General features: G+C 47.9%; 15 protein-coding genes. 5 read left to right on the top strand and 10 right to left on the bottom strand.

The annotated features are described in order from the left end of the window. The first annotated feature begins 420 nt into the window (after window positions 1-420). Window positions 421-1920 carry a sensor histidine kinase gene (locus CHA6605_RS31920; RefSeq protein WP_015161449.1) on the top strand — a complete coding sequence of 500 codons (1500 nt, stop codon included), beginning with the start codon at window positions 421-423 and terminating at the stop codon, window positions 1918-1920. Here CHA6605_RS31920 and CHA6605_RS21275 read toward each other — a convergent pair. After that, window positions 1901-2374, bottom strand: a complete 474-nt coding sequence (locus CHA6605_RS21275) for a hypothetical protein (protein WP_157260057.1) — start codon at window positions 2372-2374, stop codon at window positions 1901-1903. The two genes, CHA6605_RS31920 and CHA6605_RS21275, sit on opposite strands and share 20 nt — an antisense overlap. Window positions 2375-2567: 193 nt before the next feature. On the opposite strand from CHA6605_RS21275, the gene CHA6605_RS21270 reads away from it, so the two are divergent. Genes CHA6605_RS21270 through CHA6605_RS21260 form a run of 3 tightly spaced genes read left to right on the top strand, consistent with a single transcriptional unit; the run spans window position 2568 to window position 5282 of the window. After that, on the top strand, window positions 2568-3803 hold the full coding sequence (locus CHA6605_RS21270) for an acyl-CoA dehydrogenase family protein (protein ID WP_015161448.1): 1236 nt from the start codon (window positions 2568-2570) through the stop codon (window positions 3801-3803). Further along, a complete protein-coding gene (locus CHA6605_RS21265; RefSeq protein ID WP_198288382.1) occupies window positions 3781-4695 on the top strand; it encodes a PIG-L deacetylase family protein in 915 nt (304 codons plus the stop codon). The genes CHA6605_RS21270 and CHA6605_RS21265 overlap by 23 nt, the downstream gene beginning before the upstream one ends. Next, window positions 4692-5282, top strand: a complete 591-nt coding sequence (locus tag CHA6605_RS21260; RefSeq protein ID WP_015161446.1) for an SAM-dependent methyltransferase — start codon at window positions 4692-4694, stop codon at window positions 5280-5282. Before CHA6605_RS21265 ends, CHA6605_RS21260 begins: the two co-directional genes overlap by 4 nt. Window positions 5283-5405: 123 nt before the next feature. Here the strand turns inward: CHA6605_RS21260 and CHA6605_RS21255 are convergent, their stop codons facing one another. The 9 genes from CHA6605_RS21255 to CHA6605_RS33130 form a co-directional block, all read right to left on the bottom strand. Beyond that, window positions 5406-6197, bottom strand: a complete 792-nt coding sequence (locus CHA6605_RS21255) for an HD domain-containing protein (RefSeq protein ID WP_015161445.1) — start codon at window positions 6195-6197, stop codon at window positions 5406-5408. Beyond that, on the bottom strand, window positions 6181-7233 hold the full coding sequence (locus tag CHA6605_RS21250) for a chemotaxis protein CheB (protein ID WP_015161444.1): 1053 nt from the start codon (window positions 7231-7233) through the stop codon (window positions 6181-6183). The genes CHA6605_RS21255 and CHA6605_RS21250 overlap by 17 nt, the downstream gene beginning before the upstream one ends. Window positions 7234-7615: 382 nt before the next feature. Next, window positions 7616-8044: a response regulator gene (locus tag CHA6605_RS21245; RefSeq protein ID WP_015161443.1), complete on the bottom strand. Its 429-nt coding sequence runs from the start codon at window positions 8042-8044 to the stop codon at window positions 7616-7618. 215 nt (window positions 8045-8259) lie between these two features. After that, window positions 8260-11151: a hybrid sensor histidine kinase/response regulator gene (locus tag CHA6605_RS31915; protein ID WP_015161442.1), complete on the bottom strand. Its 2892-nt coding sequence runs from the start codon at window positions 11149-11151 to the stop codon at window positions 8260-8262. 97 nt (window positions 11152-11248) lie between these two features. Then, window positions 11249-11620, bottom strand: a complete 372-nt coding sequence (locus CHA6605_RS21235) for a four helix bundle protein (protein WP_015161441.1) — start codon at window positions 11618-11620, stop codon at window positions 11249-11251. Between the two features lie 270 nt (window positions 11621-11890). Then, the gene (locus tag CHA6605_RS21230; protein ID WP_015161440.1) at window positions 11891-13696 is read right to left on the bottom strand and encodes a methyl-accepting chemotaxis protein; all 1806 of its coding nucleotides are present in this window, start codon (window positions 13694-13696) and stop codon (window positions 11891-11893) included. Window positions 13697-13848: 152 nt separating this feature from the next. Beyond that, the gene (locus CHA6605_RS21225) at window positions 13849-15642 is read right to left on the bottom strand and encodes a methyl-accepting chemotaxis protein (RefSeq protein ID WP_015161439.1); all 1794 of its coding nucleotides are present in this window, start codon (window positions 15640-15642) and stop codon (window positions 13849-13851) included. A gap of 190 nt (window positions 15643-15832) precedes the next feature. Continuing rightward, entirely contained in the window at window positions 15833-16867 is a 1035-nt protein-coding gene (locus tag CHA6605_RS21220; protein ID WP_015161438.1) for a chemotaxis protein CheW, read from the bottom strand. A 33-nt stretch (window positions 16868-16900) separates the two neighbouring features. Continuing rightward, window positions 16901-18088, bottom strand: coding sequence for a response regulator (locus tag CHA6605_RS33130; RefSeq protein WP_015161437.1), 1188 nt, complete (start codon window positions 18086-18088; stop codon window positions 16901-16903). 332 nt (window positions 18089-18420) lie between these two features. Between CHA6605_RS33130 and hisB the strand changes: the two genes are divergently transcribed. Next, complete coding sequence (gene hisB / locus CHA6605_RS21210; RefSeq protein WP_015161436.1) at window positions 18421-19062, top strand: imidazoleglycerol-phosphate dehydratase HisB; 642 nt, start codon at window positions 18421-18423, stop codon at window positions 19060-19062. The last annotated feature ends 61 nt before the right edge of the window (window positions 19063-19123 follow it).

The raw sequence follows: 19123 nt of genomic DNA, 5'->3' as shown, positions 1-19123 counted from the left end.
TAAGATTTCGACTTATTTCTCTATCTTTGTGCGTAGCCAAGTTGGCGTATTAGCTGTATATTTTAATTTTTGTTTTGAGAAATTTTAAAATAAAAATAGCACAAAAACTGTAATAATTATCTTCGGAACAAGCTTTTATCGATCGACATTAGAGAATATTTTTCGCTACTTTTGTTTTAATTATATATATATATATATATATATATCGCCTACTACCTATCCCAAGCAATCTTTTCATGGCTTACAACTATTTATTAATGGTGAGATATAAATTAATAAATTGATATTTAATCGTGCAAATATATGTCACGCAGCAAACTTGTGTCGCAAATGTTGTGTTAACTGGTAAAATCATGGTGCATAGCCTAGCTCGACTAAGCCAACCTATCGCTCGCCACAAATTACTTGTTGCGACTAAATATGAATCTCCCTACCTTCACACTGCTGATTGTTGAAGATTTCCCGGACAATCGAGAGCTATATGCACAATGCTTGATGACAGATCGAAGCTGTGATTATAAACTCTTAGAAGCGGAATCGGTGGCGCAGGGACTGAACTTGTGTCGATTGCAGCCGATCGATGCGATCTTACTCGACTATGCACTGCCCGATGGGGATGGGCTGGAGTTTCTAGAGGCGTTATCCCTTCAAGGCAACGGCAGCATTCCACCCGTGGTAATGATGACAGGGCGCGGTGACGAAAACATTGCCGTTCGCGCCATGAAATCAGGTGTCGAAGATTATTTAGTCAAAAGAGACTTTACGCCACAGCTATTGCAGTTGACGATGCGCAATGCGATCGAGAATGCCCGCTTGCGGCTGCAACTGCGCCAGAGTGAAGAGCGGCTGCAAGCATCTGAGGCGCAGTTGCGAATCGGGATTGAAGTGGCCGCTGTCGGACTGGCTAAATTTGATTATGTCTCGAATCTAGTCACGCTATCGCCCAAAGCTGCCGCTTTATATGGATTTGGCACCGAAGAAGCAGTCGTAACGCGGCAGCAGATCCACGATACTTTCCATCCAGACGAACGCGCCGAACTGGAGAAAATCATCGATCTAGTACTCGATCCGCAGGGTCAAGGCTGGTTTGCCCTCGACCATCGGGTGGTTTGGCCAAATGGCGAAGTTCGGTGCTTGAGCGTGCGCAAACAAGTCTTTTTCGACTATGCTGGTGCCGTGGCGCGTCCGAGTCATGCCATTCTCGCCGCGATCGATATTACAGATCGCAACCAGACTCAAGCTGCACTAGAACAGCGCAATCAAGAACTAGACAGCTTTGTATATGTTGTCTCCCACGATCTCAAAGCACCCCTGCGCGCCATTGCCAATCTCTCGCAATGGATTGCAGAAGATTTCCAAGGCACGCTTTCCCCACATAACCAACAGCAAATGACCATACTACGCGATCGCGTGTATAACATGGAAGCCACGATCGATGGACTGCTCGAATATGCCCGTACCGGACAAACGGATGCCCAGAGCGAACTAGTCGGAATCGATCTACTGCTGGCTGATGTCATCGCGCGGCTGGCTCCTGCGCCAACATTTACGATCTCGATCGATTCAGGGCTACCCACGATCGCTACCAATCGGTTGCTATTGTTTCAAGTGTTTGATAATACGATCCGGAATGCGATCGATCATCACGACAGGTCTGATGGTTCGATGCACATTTCCTGCCAAGAACGCGGCGATTTCTATGAATTTGCGATCGCCGATGATGGCCCCGGCATCGCACTAGAGCATCAAGACCGCATTTTTGAACTCTTCCAAACGGTCAACCCGCAAAAACAAGCCAATAGTACCGGGATCGGACTGGCGATCGTCAAAAAAATCGTCGCAGCCGAAGGTGGCACGATTCGCCTCGAATCTCAACTAGGCAGGGGGACGACCTTTTATTTTACTTGGCCAAAGTATTAGGGCAATGCGCTCCTGGATTAAAAGATGATTTCCTATCTTTGGACTCTCTCCTCCCCGCTCCCTGTCTTGTCTCGCTAAACCACCGCTCCCCGCTCCCTGTCTTGTCTTGACGCACACAAACGGGAGGGAGCGATGCGCGCTCGGCGGGTTTCCCGCCGGGATAGCGCATCAAGACAACCTCCCGTTCGTTGGCGGAGCCTTCCCGAAGGGAGCTGCGTCGCTGTCTCGCTGTCTTGACTGAAACACATGCGGAGGAGCGGCTCGCCCCCGCCTTTGTCTCCCGACCATGGAAGCGAGACAAGACAAACCTCCGCGTGATTTCAGTCGCAAACCGTCGGGAAACAAAGGCGTGCGCGAGCCGCCGCGAGCCGCTCCCCGCCATCCTCTCTAGCTTTTCATACTTCGCTCCAGCAACGCCCCGATCGTCTATCTGACCCAAACCAAAAGAATGCAAGCGATCGTCCAGCAGTCAGGCAGCGTCAAACGTGTAGTCGATCTCATCGTTTCCGTCTGCTAAATAATTAGCTCCAATCACTACAAACCTCTCTCATTTGGTAGAGGAAAAACAGCCAAATTTCTCAGATAATTTAAAAGAAATTAACTTGTAAACCATACACCTAGTAAGGACGCAAGCAGAGGAGGATACTTTGACCGCTATACGTTTACCAGCACAACTAGTATCTCTCCAATCTCAACTAGAACCACCGAAAATAGATCTCCAAGACCTGCTTCAACAAACAGTTGAAATTGCCGAAATTTGCTGCCAAAATGCAGCAGCGATCGATCGCCATGGTGTTTACCCAGAGCGAGAATTTGAATCGATCGCTGCTGCGGGACTATTGACGGCACCGCTGGCACCCCAACTTGGCGGCTTAGGAATAGGCATCGCAACTAGTTCGATCGCTGAGTTACTCCAAATCTTAAAACAAATCGGTCGCGCCAACCTAGCTGTCGGGCGCATATATGAAGGTCACGTCAATGGACTGCAACTGCTTCAGACCTTTGGCACCCCAGATCAAATCGATACCTATGCCCGCGAAGTACGCGATCGGCACAAAATGTTCGGCGTCTGGAATGCCGAAGATCGCGATGGCGTGAAGATCGTCCCCCTGGGTAAGGGCAAATACCGACTAGAAGGTGCCAAAACATTTGCTACTGGGTGCGGCTGTGTCGATCGACCTTTCGTCGGCGGTACGCTGCCAAATGGGGACTGGCAGCTATGTATCGTCTCGATGGATGAAGTCGAAACCACGATCGATTCAGAGTGGTGGCAGCCTGCGGGAATGAAAGCGACTGCTAGCTACAAAGTCGATTTTACAGGCGTAATCTTAGACCAAAGCGAATTAATCGGCCAACCTGGGGACTACTACCGACAACCTTGGTTGACCGCAGGTGTAATTAGATTTGCCGCCGTTCAGCTCGGCGGTGCCGAAGCCTTATTTAACGCGGCTCGCAAATTTTTACAGTCGATCGATCGGACCAAAGATCCCTATCAAGAAGAACGCTTTGGCAAAATGGCGATCGGGATTGAAAGCGGCCAGCTCTGGCTCCACGGTGCCGCCGCTCAACTCCAACAATATCATGCCACCTTTGCAGGCGATTCGGCCACAATTAGCCCTAACGCCCAGGCTCTAGTCGCATACGCCAATATGGTGCGTACTGCGATCGAACACATCTGTATGGAAACGATCCAACTGGTCGAACGCTCGGTGGGTACGCGCGGATTGTTGCCCCCCGAACCCATCGAGCGCATCATTCGCGATCTGACGCTGTATCTGCGCCAACCTGCATTCGATGCCTCGATCGCCAATGTCGGACGCTATGCGCTCCAAAATGCCGATCCAGATTCACTTTGGACATATGAACCAGCCCCCAAAATTTAGCAATCGTCATACCAATGAGGGTGAGATCGAGAATGTTGAAGGCTCTGACCCGATCGTCCGCAATGGCCAATTACAAAGCCGACGCATTAAAACATTGCTGATGCTGCCAAACTTGGATCTTCGTCAGCATCAGAGCGGCGCAGCTCGCCGTCGAGTATTATTATCCAGCCCCGAAACACTACCGCTGCGAGATCTGACCTACATCGCTCGCCAGCGGGTAGTCGTAGTTGCCCCCCATCCCGACGATGAAACACTCGGCTGTGGTGGTGCCATCGCCTTACTGTGCGCCAAAGGCTACGATGTCAAAGTTGCAATTGTCAGCGATGGTACGATGTCCCACCCCAACTCGCGATCGCATCCCGCCCCCAGACTGCGATCGCTCAGAGAGAGCGAAACGCTCGCCGCTTTAGCAATTTTAGGCATCGAAGATCGATCGTTAGTTACTTTTTTAGGTCTTAAAGATGGCGCGGTGCCAACTGTAACTTCACCGACTTTTCAATCAGCTAAAGTACTTTGTCAAGAATATTTACAACAAACTTTACCAGATACGATTTTTTTACCATGGCGTGCCGATCCACATTCAGATCATCGCGCGACTTGGCAACTGATTCAAGCCGCTATCTTGAGTTTGAGCATCTTTCCACAAATCATTGAATATCCAATTTGGGATTGGGATCTTCAGCAGCAAAAAAAACTCCCAGATCTCGATCGGATCTCAGGCTGGCGAATAGATATCGGCACGGTATTAGCTCAAAAACGACGAGCGATCGCGGCATATAAATCGCAACTCGGTCAAGCAATCGAAGACGACCCCGATGGCTTCTGCTTGACCCCAGAAATGCTGACTAATTTTACCCGATCTTGGGAAGTCTATTTTGAGGAAATATTATGAAATCGACTAATTTGCAATCGCTGACCACAGATTTTTTTGAAGCTTTGTATCGTGAAAATCCCGACCCCTGGCAATTTGCTACCAGCGAGTACGAAGCTAAAAAATATGCAACTACTCTTAATTCACTGCCACGCGATCGATATCAGTCAGCCTTTGAAATTGGTGGTTCGATCGGTATTTTTACCGAACAATTAGCAAGCAAATGCGAATCATTATTATCTGTAGATGTATCTACTATCGCTCAAGAGCAAGCTAAACATAGGTGTCAGCATTTGAGTCATGTCGATTTTCAAATCATGTCCGTGCCTGACGAATTCCCAGATACTTCCTTCGATCTGATTGTGCTCTCAGAAGTTGGCTATTATTGGTGTTGGGACGACTTTTACAAAGCTCAAAACCTAATGCTCGATCGATTGAAACCGCAAGGACACCTGGAGATCGTGCATTGGATTGTCGATGCCAGAGTATTACCCCTAACTGGCGATCTAGTCCACGATTCTTTTCTCGAACTCGTCCCCAATCGACTCGCACACCTCCACAGTTTGACTACCGATAAGTATCGATTAGACTTATTTGAAAAGCTCTAAAGAAATGCTTTAAAATAGGGTAGGCACTGTCCGATCCCCCTTGCCTTGAAATTGCTATTATTACCGATCGAGATAATTTGGTTGCTGAACTCTGATATGAGGACGACAATTGGGAGAGATTTGTCAAAAAATGGGACTTTTTACAGCTTGAAGTGACACTATTTCGCTTTCCAGATTGAGACGAGCGATCGATTCTAGTTCATCAAATAAAACATCTGTATAATAAAGTTTGTCGCGTTTTAAAAAGCTTTCTAACACGCTGACGCGTCCGGCTCGATAATCGAGGTCGGATACCCAACTATATTCGAGACGAATGGCTCGCGCGTAGGCTTGATATCTTGCTGGATCTACACCTAAAATCGCCAGATCGGCATCCAAAAAGATACACAAGTCTGAATCGTTAGGGTCGGTTTGATGGCCGCTTGTGGCTAAAATAAGCTGTTGGATGCGATCGATTCTTGATAAAATCTGCCGCGATTGGTACGCATCGATCGTCCCGATATTTGTTAATAACTCTCTAGCTGCATTAGCACTTTGGAGTTCGTTATCTGAAGCTTGAGAATTATAAATATAATCGTGAAACCAAGCGGCTAATGAGACAGAAATCGGGTCTTGGAGTGTATGTAAAGATCGATCGCCATCGGTGGCTGTAAACCGATCGAGAATACTCAGCAAATGCTCGATGTGATAGAGATTGTGGTAGTGCCGATCGGGTTGAGTATAAGCAGCAACAAGTAACTGAAAAACTCGTTCGCATGGCGGCTGTGTTGACTCGCTCCCAACCTCGGAAGCGAGTCGATCCTGTTGAGAATCGCGCTCTTGTAGAGCGTCCGAACGCATGAAATCATCGATCGAGCGATCGCGATCGAGCCAACACTGTTGCCACTTGCGAGCTAATTTAGGCAGATCGAACACTGGTATTAATCTTACTTAAAATAAAAGGTGCGATCTCTGATAGGTTGAGAATATGTCCGACAGAGCCAGTCGCGATCGCTGCTTTGGACATGCCAAAGACGAGGCAGCTCGATTGGTCTTGGGCGATGGTTAGTCCCCCCGCAGCGGCAATCGCTTCAGTGCCAGCAACACCATCGTTACCCGCACCCGTGAGAATCATGCTAGCACTAGAACGGCCATAGACACGCGCAACCGATCGGAACAAAGCATCGATCGACGGGCAAGTGCCAGTAGTCGCAGTAAAGTTACTATAGATAAATTTCCCCTCAGTATCAAATTCGAGATGCGCTCGTTCTGGGGCAAAATACACTGTTCTAGGAGCGGGAATTTCGCCAATTTGGGCAACTTTGACATTTAGTTTGGAGTCTTCTTTGAGCCAACTAATCAACCCTGTCAAAAAGCCATCGCCGATATGTTGAGCGCAAATTATCGGTATGGGGAGATCTTGAGGCAGTGTGGTCAGAATTTTGTGAATGGCTTGAGGGCCACCTGTCGAGGCACCGATGGCGATCGCGCGTAAAGTGCCAGCATCATTGCCATTGGCAACCGAATTAGATGATGGTACTGTCGTCGCAGCAGTTTTGGCTTTGACTTTTACCTGCGAAAGCATCTGAATTTTGGCCAAGAGCCGATCTTTAACGCGCTCGTATTCGCTATATTCTCCACCATTAGGTTTGGGGAAGATATCTACAGCTCCTGCTTGTAGTAACCCAAAAATATTTCTGGTATCATCTTCTCGAACGGAATTACTCACGACCAAAATCGGTCGGGGAAACTTGGCCATGACTTCTTTAGTAAGTTCCAATCCATCGATCGGCGACATGTGAAGGTCTGTGCAAATTACATTAGGATTGACTTGAGGAATGAGTGCCAATGCTTCTCGACCATTCCGAGCCGTGCCGACTACTTCAACTTCAGAGCTACTTCTTAATAAGCGTTGCAATAATTCCAGCGCGATCGGCGAATCGTCAACGAGGATAACTTTGATACGAGACATCGGGTAGGTGGGTAGATGGGTAATGGGTAATGGGGAATGCAATACTTCTTGGTTAAGAACTGCTGACGACTGAAGTCGTAGCTAGTGATGCGAAGTCCGCCTACGCGGACTAGTTAATTAGTCCGCGTAGGCGGACTTAATACTGTTAGCCCAGATTTTAATCGGAGGCTAACTTAACTGAGAAGTATTGATGGGTAATGGGTAACAGAGAAAGACTACAATCGTCTTTTGCTCGTCAACACGGTAGCGACGTTGCCTATTACCCATCACCTCATACCTCGTGCCTAAAGCCTAAAGCCTAAAGCCTAAAGCCTAAAGCCTAAAGCCTAAAACCTAAAACCTAAAGCCTAAAGCCTAAAGCCTAGAGCCTAAAGCCTAAAGCCTAGTTTAGGGGTCTAGCTTTGACACTCATCCCAGAGAGGAGCTTGATTTTCGAGAGGATCTTTTGTTTGATGGCTTCGTACTCAGCGTATTCACCACCGAGCGGTTTGGGATAAATATCAGACGCTCCGGCTTGCAAGAGTGCGAAGACATTTTTGGTATCGTCAGCTTTGACAGAGTTGCTCAAGACGAGAATCGGACGTGGGTAGTTGGCCATGACTTGTTTAGTGAGTTCCAATCCATCGATCGGTTCCATGTGGAAGTCAGTACAAATCACCGTCGGATTGAGCCGAGGAATCATTGCCAGAGCTTCTTGTCCATTGCGAGCGGTGCCGACAATTTCAACTTCGGGAGTGCTTTTAAATAGACGTTGGAGTACTTCCATCGCGACGGGAGAATCTTCAACAATCAAAACTTTAGTAGGAGCCATGTGATTAATTAGGGAATAGGGGTTAATGGTTAGGGACTGGGCTTTAGGCTTTAGGCTTTAGGCTTTAGGCTTTAGGCTTTAGGCTTTAGGCTTTAGGCTTTAGGCTTTAGGCTTTAGGCTTTAGGCTTTAGGCTTTAGGCTTTAGGGATTTTAAGACGCTAGCGTCTTAAAATGTAAAGCCTTCTGCCTAAAACCTGAAGCCTAACACCTAAATCCTAGATCAACCGATTGAGCGTATCGAGCAAGAGTTGCTGGTCAAAATCGCCTTTGGTAAGATAGGCGGTGGCACCAGCTTCAAAGCCACGATCGCGATCGACTGATTGGGAGAGTGTCGTCACCAAGACGATTGGGAGATGCTGATAGTCAGCATGATTGCGAATCTCAGTGGTGAGTTTGAGACCGCCCCAGCGCGGCATTTCGACGTCGGAAACGACCAGATCGAATTGCTCGGCTTGGAGTTTTTCCCAACCATCCAAACCGTCATTGGCGACTGTGACGCGGTAGCCAGCCCCCTGGAGAATCCGCGTCATCTGCGTGCGAATTACAAGTGAGTCTTCTACCAAGAGAATGGCAGGAGCTTGAGTCGCAAACATTGGTGTCGTTGCCGCAGTGGTTGTCGAACCGATCGGACGATTGCCCCCAGCAGTGGCAAACAAATCGAGGGGATTGAGTACCAGACAGACTTCCCCCGTCCCCAAAATTGTCGCCCCAGCAAGATGGGGGACATTGTGGAGCAAGGGATGGGGCGACTCGATCGTCACTAGTTGGCGATCTTCGATCCGATCGACCAACAGTGCTAATTTTTGTCGTCCCGATTGAAGCAGCAGGCAAGCAATCGATTTGCTAGTACGAGTTAGTTCTCCTGGGGAATCGGGGGCGAGCGCGGGGAGGTCGAGCAAATCGGCCAACCAAGCCACTGTCGTCGTTTGCCCGTTAATCTGAGTGGTAGGAGTACCACTGAGCGCAAAGATTTCCGCTTTGTTTACCAGCAACATCCGATCGACATATTCAACGGGGATGGCGTAGGTATGGTGGCGGACTTCGACCATCATCACTTGCGAGCTACCGATCGCGTGACTGAGGACGATGCGGAACGTACACCCACGATCGGGTGATGATTCCACATCGACTGAGCCTTTAATGCGTTCGATATTTGTCTTGACGATATCTAAGCCCACCCCTCGTCCGGACAGCTCCGTCACCCGCGCGCGGGTAGAAAAGCCCGAAGCAAAGATTAGCGATTGGATGCGATCGACACTCATCGCATCTAATTCTTCCTTGGTATGCAGTCCCCGCTTAATTGCGGTCGCTTTAATCCGTTGTAAGTCCAACCCTCGCCCATCGTCAAGGATCTCGATCGTGGTTTGGTTGCCAGTTTGGCGGACTTGAATTATCAGAGTTGCAGCGGCCAATTTACCGTTCTGCTGGCGTTCTAAGGGCGTCTCAATGCCATGATCGATCGCATTTCGTAGAATATGCATCAACGGGTCTTTGATCTCTTCTAAGAGCCGTTTATCGAGGAGTAGATCGCCACCTTCGATCGCGAAATTAATTTCTTTAGATTGGGTTTTGGCTAAGTCTCGCACCATCCGAGGAAAAAGATTCAAAATCGTCGATAGCGGCAATAGTCTGAGCTTTTGGACGCCCGAATCTATGGCGGAGGTAACTAGTTCTAATCTAGAACTGTCGGCACCGATCGATTTTTTGAACTTACTAATTAAAGCTCCCATCTGCGCCCACTGACGATCGAGGTGACTCAATTGTTGATATAGGGATAATTGGGAAGGATTTTGCTGGATAAAGTTTTGCAGATGCTGATAATCGCGGCTGCCATTTTCCCAAAGTTCGAGCAAGGTATCTAGATCGAGTAACCTAGTAGCAATTTGCTGGTTGATGACATTAATTTCACCAGATTGCCCCATCAAGGCATCTAACTGTTTGGCATCGACTCGAATTGTGTCGATGCGCTCGTCGCCGAGATTGGTGGCTGGAGCAGTTGGGACTTTGGGTGCGGTGACACTTGGCGGTGCGATCTTCGCCTCGACTGGTGGCTGTGGCTCTGGGCGATCCGCTAAGGTGGAGAATTCCTCCGCTGGGATCTCTTCTTCCAGTGGCATTAGAAGGTTGTCAAAAGCCGAGAACAAGGCATCATCTTCAGTGCTAGAGTCATACCGAGCGGTTGGCAAGTCTACAGAGAGAGGATCGAACAGCGGGAAGCCAGTATCGGACAAAGCCCGCTCCTCTAGATCGAGCTGTCGATCGCCAATCTCGTTTGTACTCGGAATTAATGTAAAGTTATCGTCTGGGGCAAACAGCAGATAGTCAGCAGGCGTCTGGCTCGGCAGATCTTCGCTCTGTGACGTACCCGGCAGTATAGTGAAGTCGTTTAAGACTGTCTGACGATCCAACGGCGGTAAAGTTGAATCTTCTGCTGGAAATAAATCTGCGGCTAACTCCAAGAAGCTGGTTTTGAGTTGGGATGGCTCTGGTGGTGTCCCAGGTGGCATCTCCATTGCTTCGGTTGGCAACGGTAGAGCAGGGCGTTCGTGTACCCACAGATCTCTAGGCGTATCGAAGACAGAGCTGTCATCACCCGCATTCACCCAATCATCAGAGACAATAGCATCCATATCTAAGCTACTATCTTCAAAACCCAAGGTTTTAGCCGCTCGATCGGGTAGAGTAGCTGTTGTCGGTAATGCCGAGATAGACGGAATGGCATCGGCAGCGACATCGCCCATTAATGTAGCCAATACATAAAACATATTGACATCATTAAGTTCGCCAGATACCGCAGTATGTGCGAGTTTCTTGATGGTATCCAAACCCAAATACAATCGCTCGCACAATTGCTCAGTCATCGTCCCTTGACCCTTATCGATCGGCATCAGGCACTCTTCGATCTGGTGAACGAGTGTTTCGACATCCTCAACCCCTAGCATCCGCGAATCACCCTTAAGCGTATGCGCCGAGCGTAATAACTCTTTTAATACATCCGAATTTTGCGGCTGTTTTTCCAACTGCATCAATGCCGATTCGATCGCTTGGATGTGTTCGGTAGCTGAGGTTTTGTATAGTCCTCGGAGTTCTTCGTCGTCGATGTACATAGGGGGTAGGGGGTAGAGGGTAGAGGGGGCTTTGGGCTTTAGGCTTTAGGCTTTAGGTTTTAGGCTTTAGGGGTTAGGTTGTTTGTAATCTTTATAGCTATCCATCTAGTCTGTCTTTGATAGCTCTTTGTAAACCACGAATGGTTTTACTAGTCTCAGTTAGGAGAGCTAAAACTGTCTCTGAATCATCCATAGTGATATATTTCAGTCGATGAGATAGCAAGATTTGGGTTTCTAGTTCACAGATAGATCCGAAAGAGATTGCGATAAATTGTAAAAACTCTTTAGTAGAAGTTCTGCCGTGTCCTTCAGCGAGATTAGACGGAATCGAGACAGCCGCACGGCGAATTTGACTTGTTAGGCCATAAATTTCTGATTTGGGAAAAGATTCACTGAGTAAATAAACCTTTTCTGCTAAATCCATCCCCAACTGCCAAGCCTTCAATTCACGAAATCGACTAATACTCATAATTCATCTCAACCCAACTTGAATTCTCTCAAAAGACTCTAGGTTTTCTTTTACTAAGATCTAAAGCCTAAAGCCTAAAGCCTAAAGCCTAAAGCCTAAAGCCTAAAGCCTAAAGCCTAAAGCCTAAAGCCTAAAGCCTAAAGCCTAAAGCCTAAAGCCTAAAGCCTAAAGCCTAAAGCCTAAAGCCTAAAGCCTAAAGCCTAAAGCCTAAAGCCTAAAGCCTAAAGCCTAAAGCCTAAAGCCTAAAGCCTAAAGCCTAAAGCCTAAAGCTTAGACCACCGCAGCCTTCAACTCATCCGCTACCTGCGTCAACTCCCTGGTGGTCATCTTCACTTGGTGCATACCGACCGCGCTTTCTTGAGAGCCTTGTGAGATATTGGTCATCGAACTGAGTACTTGCTGAATCGAGACCGCTTGTTGTTTGGCACTAGTCGAAATTTGTTGGGAGTTCAAGAATACGTTATTTACCGCGTCTGTCACCCCAGCAAAGGTAGCTGCGGTCGATCGAGCCAGATCGATCCCTTCGTCTACAGTTTTGGTACCTTCATCGGTTACCATTACCGTGCGGTTGATCGCTGTTTGAATATCTTCGGCTAGAGCGTTAATTTTATCGGCAGATTTTTTACTTTGGTCGGCTAGTTTACGAATTTCATCGGCAACTACACTAAAACCTTTACCCTGTTCTCCGGCGCGAGCTGCTTCAACCGCTGCGTTGAGTGCGAGCATGTTGGTTTGGCTTGCCAAATCTGCCACCAAGTCAGATACCACGGTAATTTGTCCGGTTTGTTCGCTGAGGGTGACGATTTGATTGGCGATCGCGTCTACTTTGTCGCGAAGTCCCGACATCCCTTGGAGTGTCTCTTGTACCGCTCTAGTTCCATCTTCAGAGAGGGCGAGTGCTTGTCTGGCACCATTGGCGGCGGCTTCTGCTTGAGCGGCAGATTGGAAGGAGACCGCACCTAGCTCGTTGACTGTAGCACTGGTATCGATCGCGGAGTTGGCTTGCATGTTAACGTTGACTTCTTGCACTTCGACCGTATTGACGATCGCACTAGAAGAGTTGACGATCGATTCGGCCATTTGTTGGATAAACTTGGTAACCCGATTTCCCACCAGTAGGGATAAGCCCACAGTCGTACCACCTGCTACCAACATCCCCACTAGCAATACGATCAGAACTGCGTTTGCTTTAGCCTCAATCAACTTGGTATCTTTGGCAATGATGATGCCCAGATTACTCTGCCCTAACTCTTCACTATTAGGAAGACTGACAACAGAGATTAACTGGTTGGCGTTATTCAGCCGATCGACATCAACTACCGACTGGGGTTTATCGCTATTTTTTAACTGCTCGTAGCGCGCAAAATCACTAGTATCGCGACCGATTTGCGCTTCTTCCGAGGCCAGAATAAATTTACTGGTGTTTTTATCGATAATGTGCCACTGAGCGTTGTTAACGCCATATACTTCGGCAATTGGTTTGAGCGAAGCAACTGGCAATCGCAATCTGACGATCGCGCTCATCTGTCCAGTGATACTATCTTTAACTGGCGCGACAAAGTAAATCGATGATTTCTCGGTTGATTTAGAAGTTTCAACTTTACTAACATAAGGTTTACCAGTTTTTAGTACGGCCTGAAAATACTCGCGATTGGCATGGTTATCCAGCTTACTTCCTTTGGAGGCGGCAATCGGATTACCATTGAGATCGAAAATCACGGCACTGTCATAAAATTTATATCGATCGACGTAATTACTCAAAAAGTCTTCTTGTTCGGCCTGAGATACAACTTTGGCAATATTTGCGTTGTTGAAGAATGGCAAATCGGCAAGGGATTTAGCGTCTCTAATCCGAATACCAATAAAGCGAGCGAGCGCGTCCGACAGTGCGGTTGCCGAAGATTTTTCGTTGTCTGTCTCTGATTCGATCAGGTTGGAGCTAGAGATGAAGTAAGCCAAACCACCAACCCCCAATACGGGCAAGAGTGAGAGCAATACCGCGATCGCAGTTGCTTTGGCTTTAAAAGGCAGGCTGTTGAGTTTGTCTTGAAAATTGGTTCTAAAGGAATTCAGCATGTTAGGGAGAGGGGTGGATGGGTGGATGGGTGGATGCTTCGACTTCGCTCAGCAACAGGGTGAATGGGTAAGGGGTAAGGGGTAATTGGTGGATGGGGAACATAGTTCCAAAGCCTATCGCCCTTTCCCCGTTCCTCTTGTCTGCGTAAAGCCTAATTCACCACTGCTTGCAGTTCGTCCGCAATTAGGTTGAGTTCGCGGGTAGATGTTTTAACTTTGTGCATACCAACAGCACTTTCTTGAGAACCTTTAGAAATGGTATTCATTGCCCCCAATACTTGTTGAATGGCGGTTGCTTGGCGTTGGGTACTAGCAGAAATCTGTTGGGAGTTCAAGAACACATTGTTGACGGCATCTGCCACACCGATGAAAGTTGCTGCGGTAGTTTCCGCTAGTTGAATGCCTTCGGTAACTGTCTTGGTACCGCGATCGGTAACGATGACGGTACGATTGATGGACGTTTGAATATCGGTAGCCAAATCGTTAATCTTCTGAGCAGATTTTTTACTTTCATCTGCCAGTTTCCGAATTTCGCCCGCAACTACCCCGAATCCTTTACCTTGCTCGCCCGCTCGTGCTGCTTCTACAGCGGCTTTGAGTGCGAGCATGTTGGTTTGTTTGGCTAAGTCAGATACTAGATCGGAGACGTTAGTAATCTGCCCGGTTTGTTCGCCGAGATTGGCGATTTGGACGGCAATTTCATCGACTCGCTCGCGGAGATCGGACATTTCATTAATAGTTTTTTGTACCGCCTGTGTGCCTTCTTCGGCCAGGGAGAGAGCTTGTCTGGCTCCTGTGGCAGAGGCTGCGGCTTGTTCGGCGGTAGTGGTCGAAATACTCTCTAATTCGTTAACGTTATCTGTAGTAGCGATCGCCGAATTTGCTTGTTCGTTAACGGTAATTTCTTGCGTCTGAACGGTATCGATAATTTCACTCGCAGAAATAGTAATTGTGGAGATGGCGCGTTGGATATATTTAGTAACGCGATCGCTCAAGAAGAAGGCCACACCAGCAGTGAGCGCGCCTGCAAATAAACTACCGAGTCCGATGGCTACCCAAATGGGTCGTTCGTTAGCCAACAGTATCTCAATATCCTCAGACATGACTGCCACCAGATCCATCTCGGCGGCACCGGGAGGTGGGACGATCGCTTTATAGGAGATGAGTTGTGGCCTACTATTGTAACGATCTGTATCTTCGACCGTCATTAGCTCAATCGATCGATATTGCTGAAAACTCGACAGATCCTCGGTAGATCGTCCGGCGCGCAAACGCTGGCTAGCTTGGATGATTTTGCGACTGGATCTATCGAAAATAGCCCAATTATTCTGATCGTCACCAAATGTTTTGGTAACGACTTCTAGTGCGGCAACAGGCATTCTCGCCAAAATCACCGCTACCATTTTGTCATTACGATCGAAGGTGGGAGCTGTGAAGTACAGATAAGCTCGATTGTTAGTGGTATTAAGATCGACCCTAGATATTTGGGGTTGCCCGCTAGCGATCGTTTTTTTGAAGTAATCTAGATTGCCATAATTAGGGCGAATATTGAGACGATTAGACGCCGCGATCGGTTTACCCTGAAGATCGACAATCGCAATCGTGTCATAAAATTTATATCGATCGGCTGCTTTTTTGAGCAAGCGTTCTTGTTCGGCAATCGGTGTTTTGGCCAATACCAACAGGTCGCTAGCTGGAGCCAAAACTGAAATGTTTTGAATATCTACACTTCGCAATCCGATAAACCGGGTGAGGTTTTGGCTTAACGATCTGGCTAGTAACCGTTGTTGCTGTGTTTCTTGAGCGCGAATATTTTGAGCAGATAGGAATGCGGCAAACGCACCCGTACCCAAAATCGGAATGACGGCTAGTAAGATTGCCAAACCAATTGCTTTAGTTTTGAACGAAAAATTCGTGGCTTTTTTGAGGAGATTAGTTTGAAACATATAAGTTAACGATCGGGACGAGGAATGACAGCGGATAAATTTTAAATATAAAAATTGGGTTTCAATACAACGAGCTAAAAGTCTAAGGTATCAATTTAGTTACTATTGGCAAAGAGCAGGGCGCGGAATGCAGATTGAAAGCCTAAAACCTAAAGCCTAAAGCCTAAAGCCTAAACCCTACCTTCATCCTTTAAGCTACGCTCTGAGGTAAAAATTCGCGTGCTACCAAATCTTGAAGTTTGACTAAATACATTAAACCCTCACCATACTTAGTAACTCCTCGCAAATAACCGCGCAGTCGATCGCTTGCTGAGAGCGGTAGCTCCTCAATCCGAGCGGTGGATAGATAGAAGACATCAAAAATCCGATCGACTCCAATCCCCAGCTTGATATCACCGAGCTGGATGATGACGATTTCTTGACGGGGTAGCACGGGCAAAATTTGCAAAATGCCGCCTAGTTCTACCACTGGTAAAATTTCGCCCCGCCAGTTGATTTGTCCTAGCAGAGCGGGTGGTGCAACTGGTACTGGCGATATCGTAAATCGATCGACGGTATCGACATCAATGATGAGTTCGAGGGGCAATCCGATCGATTCGGCACCGATTTGGACGACTAAGACGCCCTCCTCCCGTTCGTTACTCTGTGCCTGGATGACAGAAGTTTTGAGTTGGGCGGCACGAGTGGCGAAGGTAGCTCGCTCGTCAACCGTAGCTTCAGGACAACACCGACTGTAAAAGTCTGCTGCGGCTCCAGCGATCGGCGGAGACTCGTTATCTAGAGCGGCAACCGCATCTGGTTCGCGAATCAAGCGATCGAGATCGAGACAAGTAACCACACTGTCATCACTTTGAGCGATCCCGATGATAAACTGGCGATCGAGTGCCGATTGGCGACTTTGAATCAGGTCGAGATCGAGCGGTTGAGGCTTCAACTCACGCACGTCATACACCTGATGGGCGACAATCCCGATATAAGTGCCCCGATCCTCAACCACAATGACTCGATCGGTCATATTGCAGCCAGAAAAACCGCGCCCAAAACGTAAATCTAAATGTAATACTGGTACTAAATGCGATCGCCAATTAAAAATACCGATGATATCTGCTGGTGCGGTTGCCAACGAGTACAACTCTGGCAGCCAGCAGATTTCTCTGACAAAGGTAGTATTAATTCCATACAGCGAACCATGCAAACCAAAGATCAGATTCTGCTTATCTACCATGATGTTAATTAAATATAAAAAACAGACGACCTCTTATTGAATATGCCCACCTTTAGTGTATTGATTCACAATTGCCACCAATTTTTCATCATTTAAAGGCTTAGTCAGATACTCAGTCGCGCCTACCATCTCGGCTAGAGCGCGATCGTAGCTCTTATCTTTGGCGGTGAGCATGACGATCGGCAGTTGCGTAAATTTACTCATCCGGCGTAAGGTCTGACATAGCTCGATGCCATCGATACCGGGCATCGTTACATCCAGTAACAGTAAGTCCACAGGCTGCCGCGCGAGTAGATGCAAGGCACTCATCGCATCATTAGCCAGCAAGACCTCACAATGGTCGCTCAAGGCTCGCTTGATCCGCGTTTGCACGATCGGGCTGTCGTCTACCGATAAGACGATCGGCAATTCTGCGGGGGCTTGTGGCTCCACCACGACATCGATCGGCTTTTGGCAGTGCATCCACCCCATTTGCGCCCATTGCGCGTAGGAGCGGGCAACTTGGAGCGGATCTCGCTCCAAAGCAGTGGCAATATCAACGATCGTTCTTTGTCCGTCAAACCATTTGCGCGAATGTTGCTCGATCGCTGCTTCGGCGATTTTGGCCAGCATCGCTGGCGTCGGGGGCAACGGTACGGCGGCAATGCTCGGAATTAAATTTGTAATTTTGCTCCAATACTGCTGGCGGGTATTGACTGTCATCATCAATTGTTGCCAGTTCAAACCACAGCCGTCGGCTCCATGATAGAAGTCAACCTCTGTCTGCGGTACGAACCGATATTTACCAGGAAACCCGATCGCTTGTTCGAGGGCGAAGACCACCTGTCCTTGCGCCCAAGTATCGATCTGTTCCCACGTCAACACCTGTCTTTGCACCAAAAATGTTAATAGTTCGCGACTAGAATGAGGATAGACTAACTGTTGGATCAGCCAACCCTCGATCGATTGCGCGTATTCTGGTTTGAATTTTTGAACGAGCGTCCTAACTAGTTCGCCACGATCGATTAGCTTATTACCCCCATAGGTAATTTCGCCTTTATACCACATCAAAACTCGTTGCCAATATTTGCCAGTCTGTACTTCTACTTCAAGCTGCAAAGTTCCACTCGCCTGCTGTTGTCGAAAAGATTCGATCAGCCGAGCGAGATCCTGTGATTGATAGGGAATTAGTGGCAATGTTTCCCCTGGTATTAAGACATCACCCATAGACATTCCACTCATCTACCGATTCCGTTGTATCTGAAGATTACCTTTCTATCATTCCCAAATTTCGGCCTAAAGCTTACACCCAGAATCTAGACAATTAGTGAGGATTAGCCAAAGTGATAGAATCAGAGGGTAGAGGCTAGTAATGGATAGTGGATAGTAGATAGTGAATAGTAGATAGGGGATAGGGGATAGGGGATAGTAATTTTGAACGTAAGCTTCCACCCATCTACCCATCTACCCATCTACCCATCTACCTATCCACCTATCTACCCATCTACCCATCCACCCTGTTGCTGAGCGAAGTCGAAGCATCCACCCATCCACCCATCCACTCATCCACCCTTATGCCCACAGAGATCGCTCCTCACCTCAAACTTGCTGCTAATTTGCCACCCGAACATCGAGTTGCGACAGTTCATCGTCGCACTGGTGAAACCGATGTCACCGTGACGATCGATCTCGATGGTACGGGGGTCTGTCACGCGCAGACAGGCGTACCATTTCTCGATCACATGCTCCACCAAATCTCGTCCCACGGCTTATTCGATCTCCACATTACCGCTACAGGAGATATCGAAATTGACGATCACCATACGAATGAGGATGTGGGTATTACCTTGGGTATGGCTTTGGGCAAAGCTTTAGGCGATCGCAAAGGAATCGTCCGCTTCGGTCATTTCGTTGCACCATTAGACGAAGCGTTAGTCCAAGTGGCTCTAGATTTTTCCGGTCGTCCCCACCTCAGTTATGGTTTAGAGATTCCCACCCAACGCGTCGGAACTTACGATACACAATTAGTTCGCGAATTTTTTGTAGCAGTGGTCAACCACAGTTTGATGACGCTACACATTCGGCAATTAGATGGCATCAATTCCCACCATATTATCGAAGCTACATTCAAATCTTTTGCCAGAGCGATGCGGATGGCTACAGAACTCGACCTGCGGCGGATGGGTAGCATTCCTAGCTCTAAAGGGGTGTTGTAAAAGTTAAATTTGGAATATTTCTGCTGCTGACTTTGGAGAGCGGGATCGTTAAAGATCTATT

The organism is Chamaesiphon minutus PCC 6605 (assembly GCF_000317145.1).
In the GTDB taxonomy this organism is placed as follows: domain Bacteria; phylum Cyanobacteriota; class Cyanobacteriia; order Cyanobacteriales; family Chamaesiphonaceae; genus Chamaesiphon; species Chamaesiphon minutus.
Note: the sequence above shows the minus strand (reverse complement) of the source record. Positions and strands in the feature narration are given on the sequence as shown.

What these genes read in the sequence shown, in the direction of transcription:
- CHA6605_RS31920 (WP_015161449.1), top strand. Translation starts at nt 421, where the DNA reads ATGAATCTCCCTACCTTCACACTGCTGATTGTTGAAGATTTCCCGGAC.
- CHA6605_RS21265 (WP_198288382.1), top strand. Translation starts at nt 3,781, where the DNA reads ATGAACCAGCCCCCAAAATTTAGCAATCGTCATACCAATGAGGGTGAG.
- CHA6605_RS21260 (WP_015161446.1), top strand. Translation starts at nt 4,692, where the DNA reads ATGAAATCGACTAATTTGCAATCGCTGACCACAGATTTTTTTGAAGCT.
- CHA6605_RS21250 (WP_015161444.1), bottom strand. Translation starts at nt 7,233, where the DNA reads ATGTCTCGTATCAAAGTTATCCTCGTTGACGATTCGCCGATCGCGCTG.
- CHA6605_RS21245 (WP_015161443.1), bottom strand. Translation starts at nt 8,044, where the DNA reads ATGGCTCCTACTAAAGTTTTGATTGTTGAAGATTCTCCCGTCGCGATG.
- CHA6605_RS31915 (WP_015161442.1), bottom strand. Translation starts at nt 11,151, where the DNA reads ATGTACATCGACGACGAAGAACTCCGAGGACTATACAAAACCTCAGCT.
- CHA6605_RS21235 (WP_015161441.1), bottom strand. Translation starts at nt 11,620, where the DNA reads ATGAGTATTAGTCGATTTCGTGAATTGAAGGCTTGGCAGTTGGGGATG.
- CHA6605_RS21230 (WP_015161440.1), bottom strand. Translation starts at nt 13,696, where the DNA reads ATGCTGAATTCCTTTAGAACCAATTTTCAAGACAAACTCAACAGCCTG.
- CHA6605_RS21225 (WP_015161439.1), bottom strand. Translation starts at nt 15,642, where the DNA reads ATGTTTCAAACTAATCTCCTCAAAAAAGCCACGAATTTTTCGTTCAAA.
- CHA6605_RS21220 (WP_015161438.1), bottom strand. Translation starts at nt 16,867, where the DNA reads ATGGTAGATAAGCAGAATCTGATCTTTGGTTTGCATGGTTCGCTGTAT.
- CHA6605_RS33130 (WP_015161437.1), bottom strand. Translation starts at nt 18,088, where the DNA reads ATGAGTGGAATGTCTATGGGTGATGTCTTAATACCAGGGGAAACATTG.
- hisB (WP_015161436.1), top strand. Translation starts at nt 18,421, where the DNA reads ATGCCCACAGAGATCGCTCCTCACCTCAAACTTGCTGCTAATTTGCCA.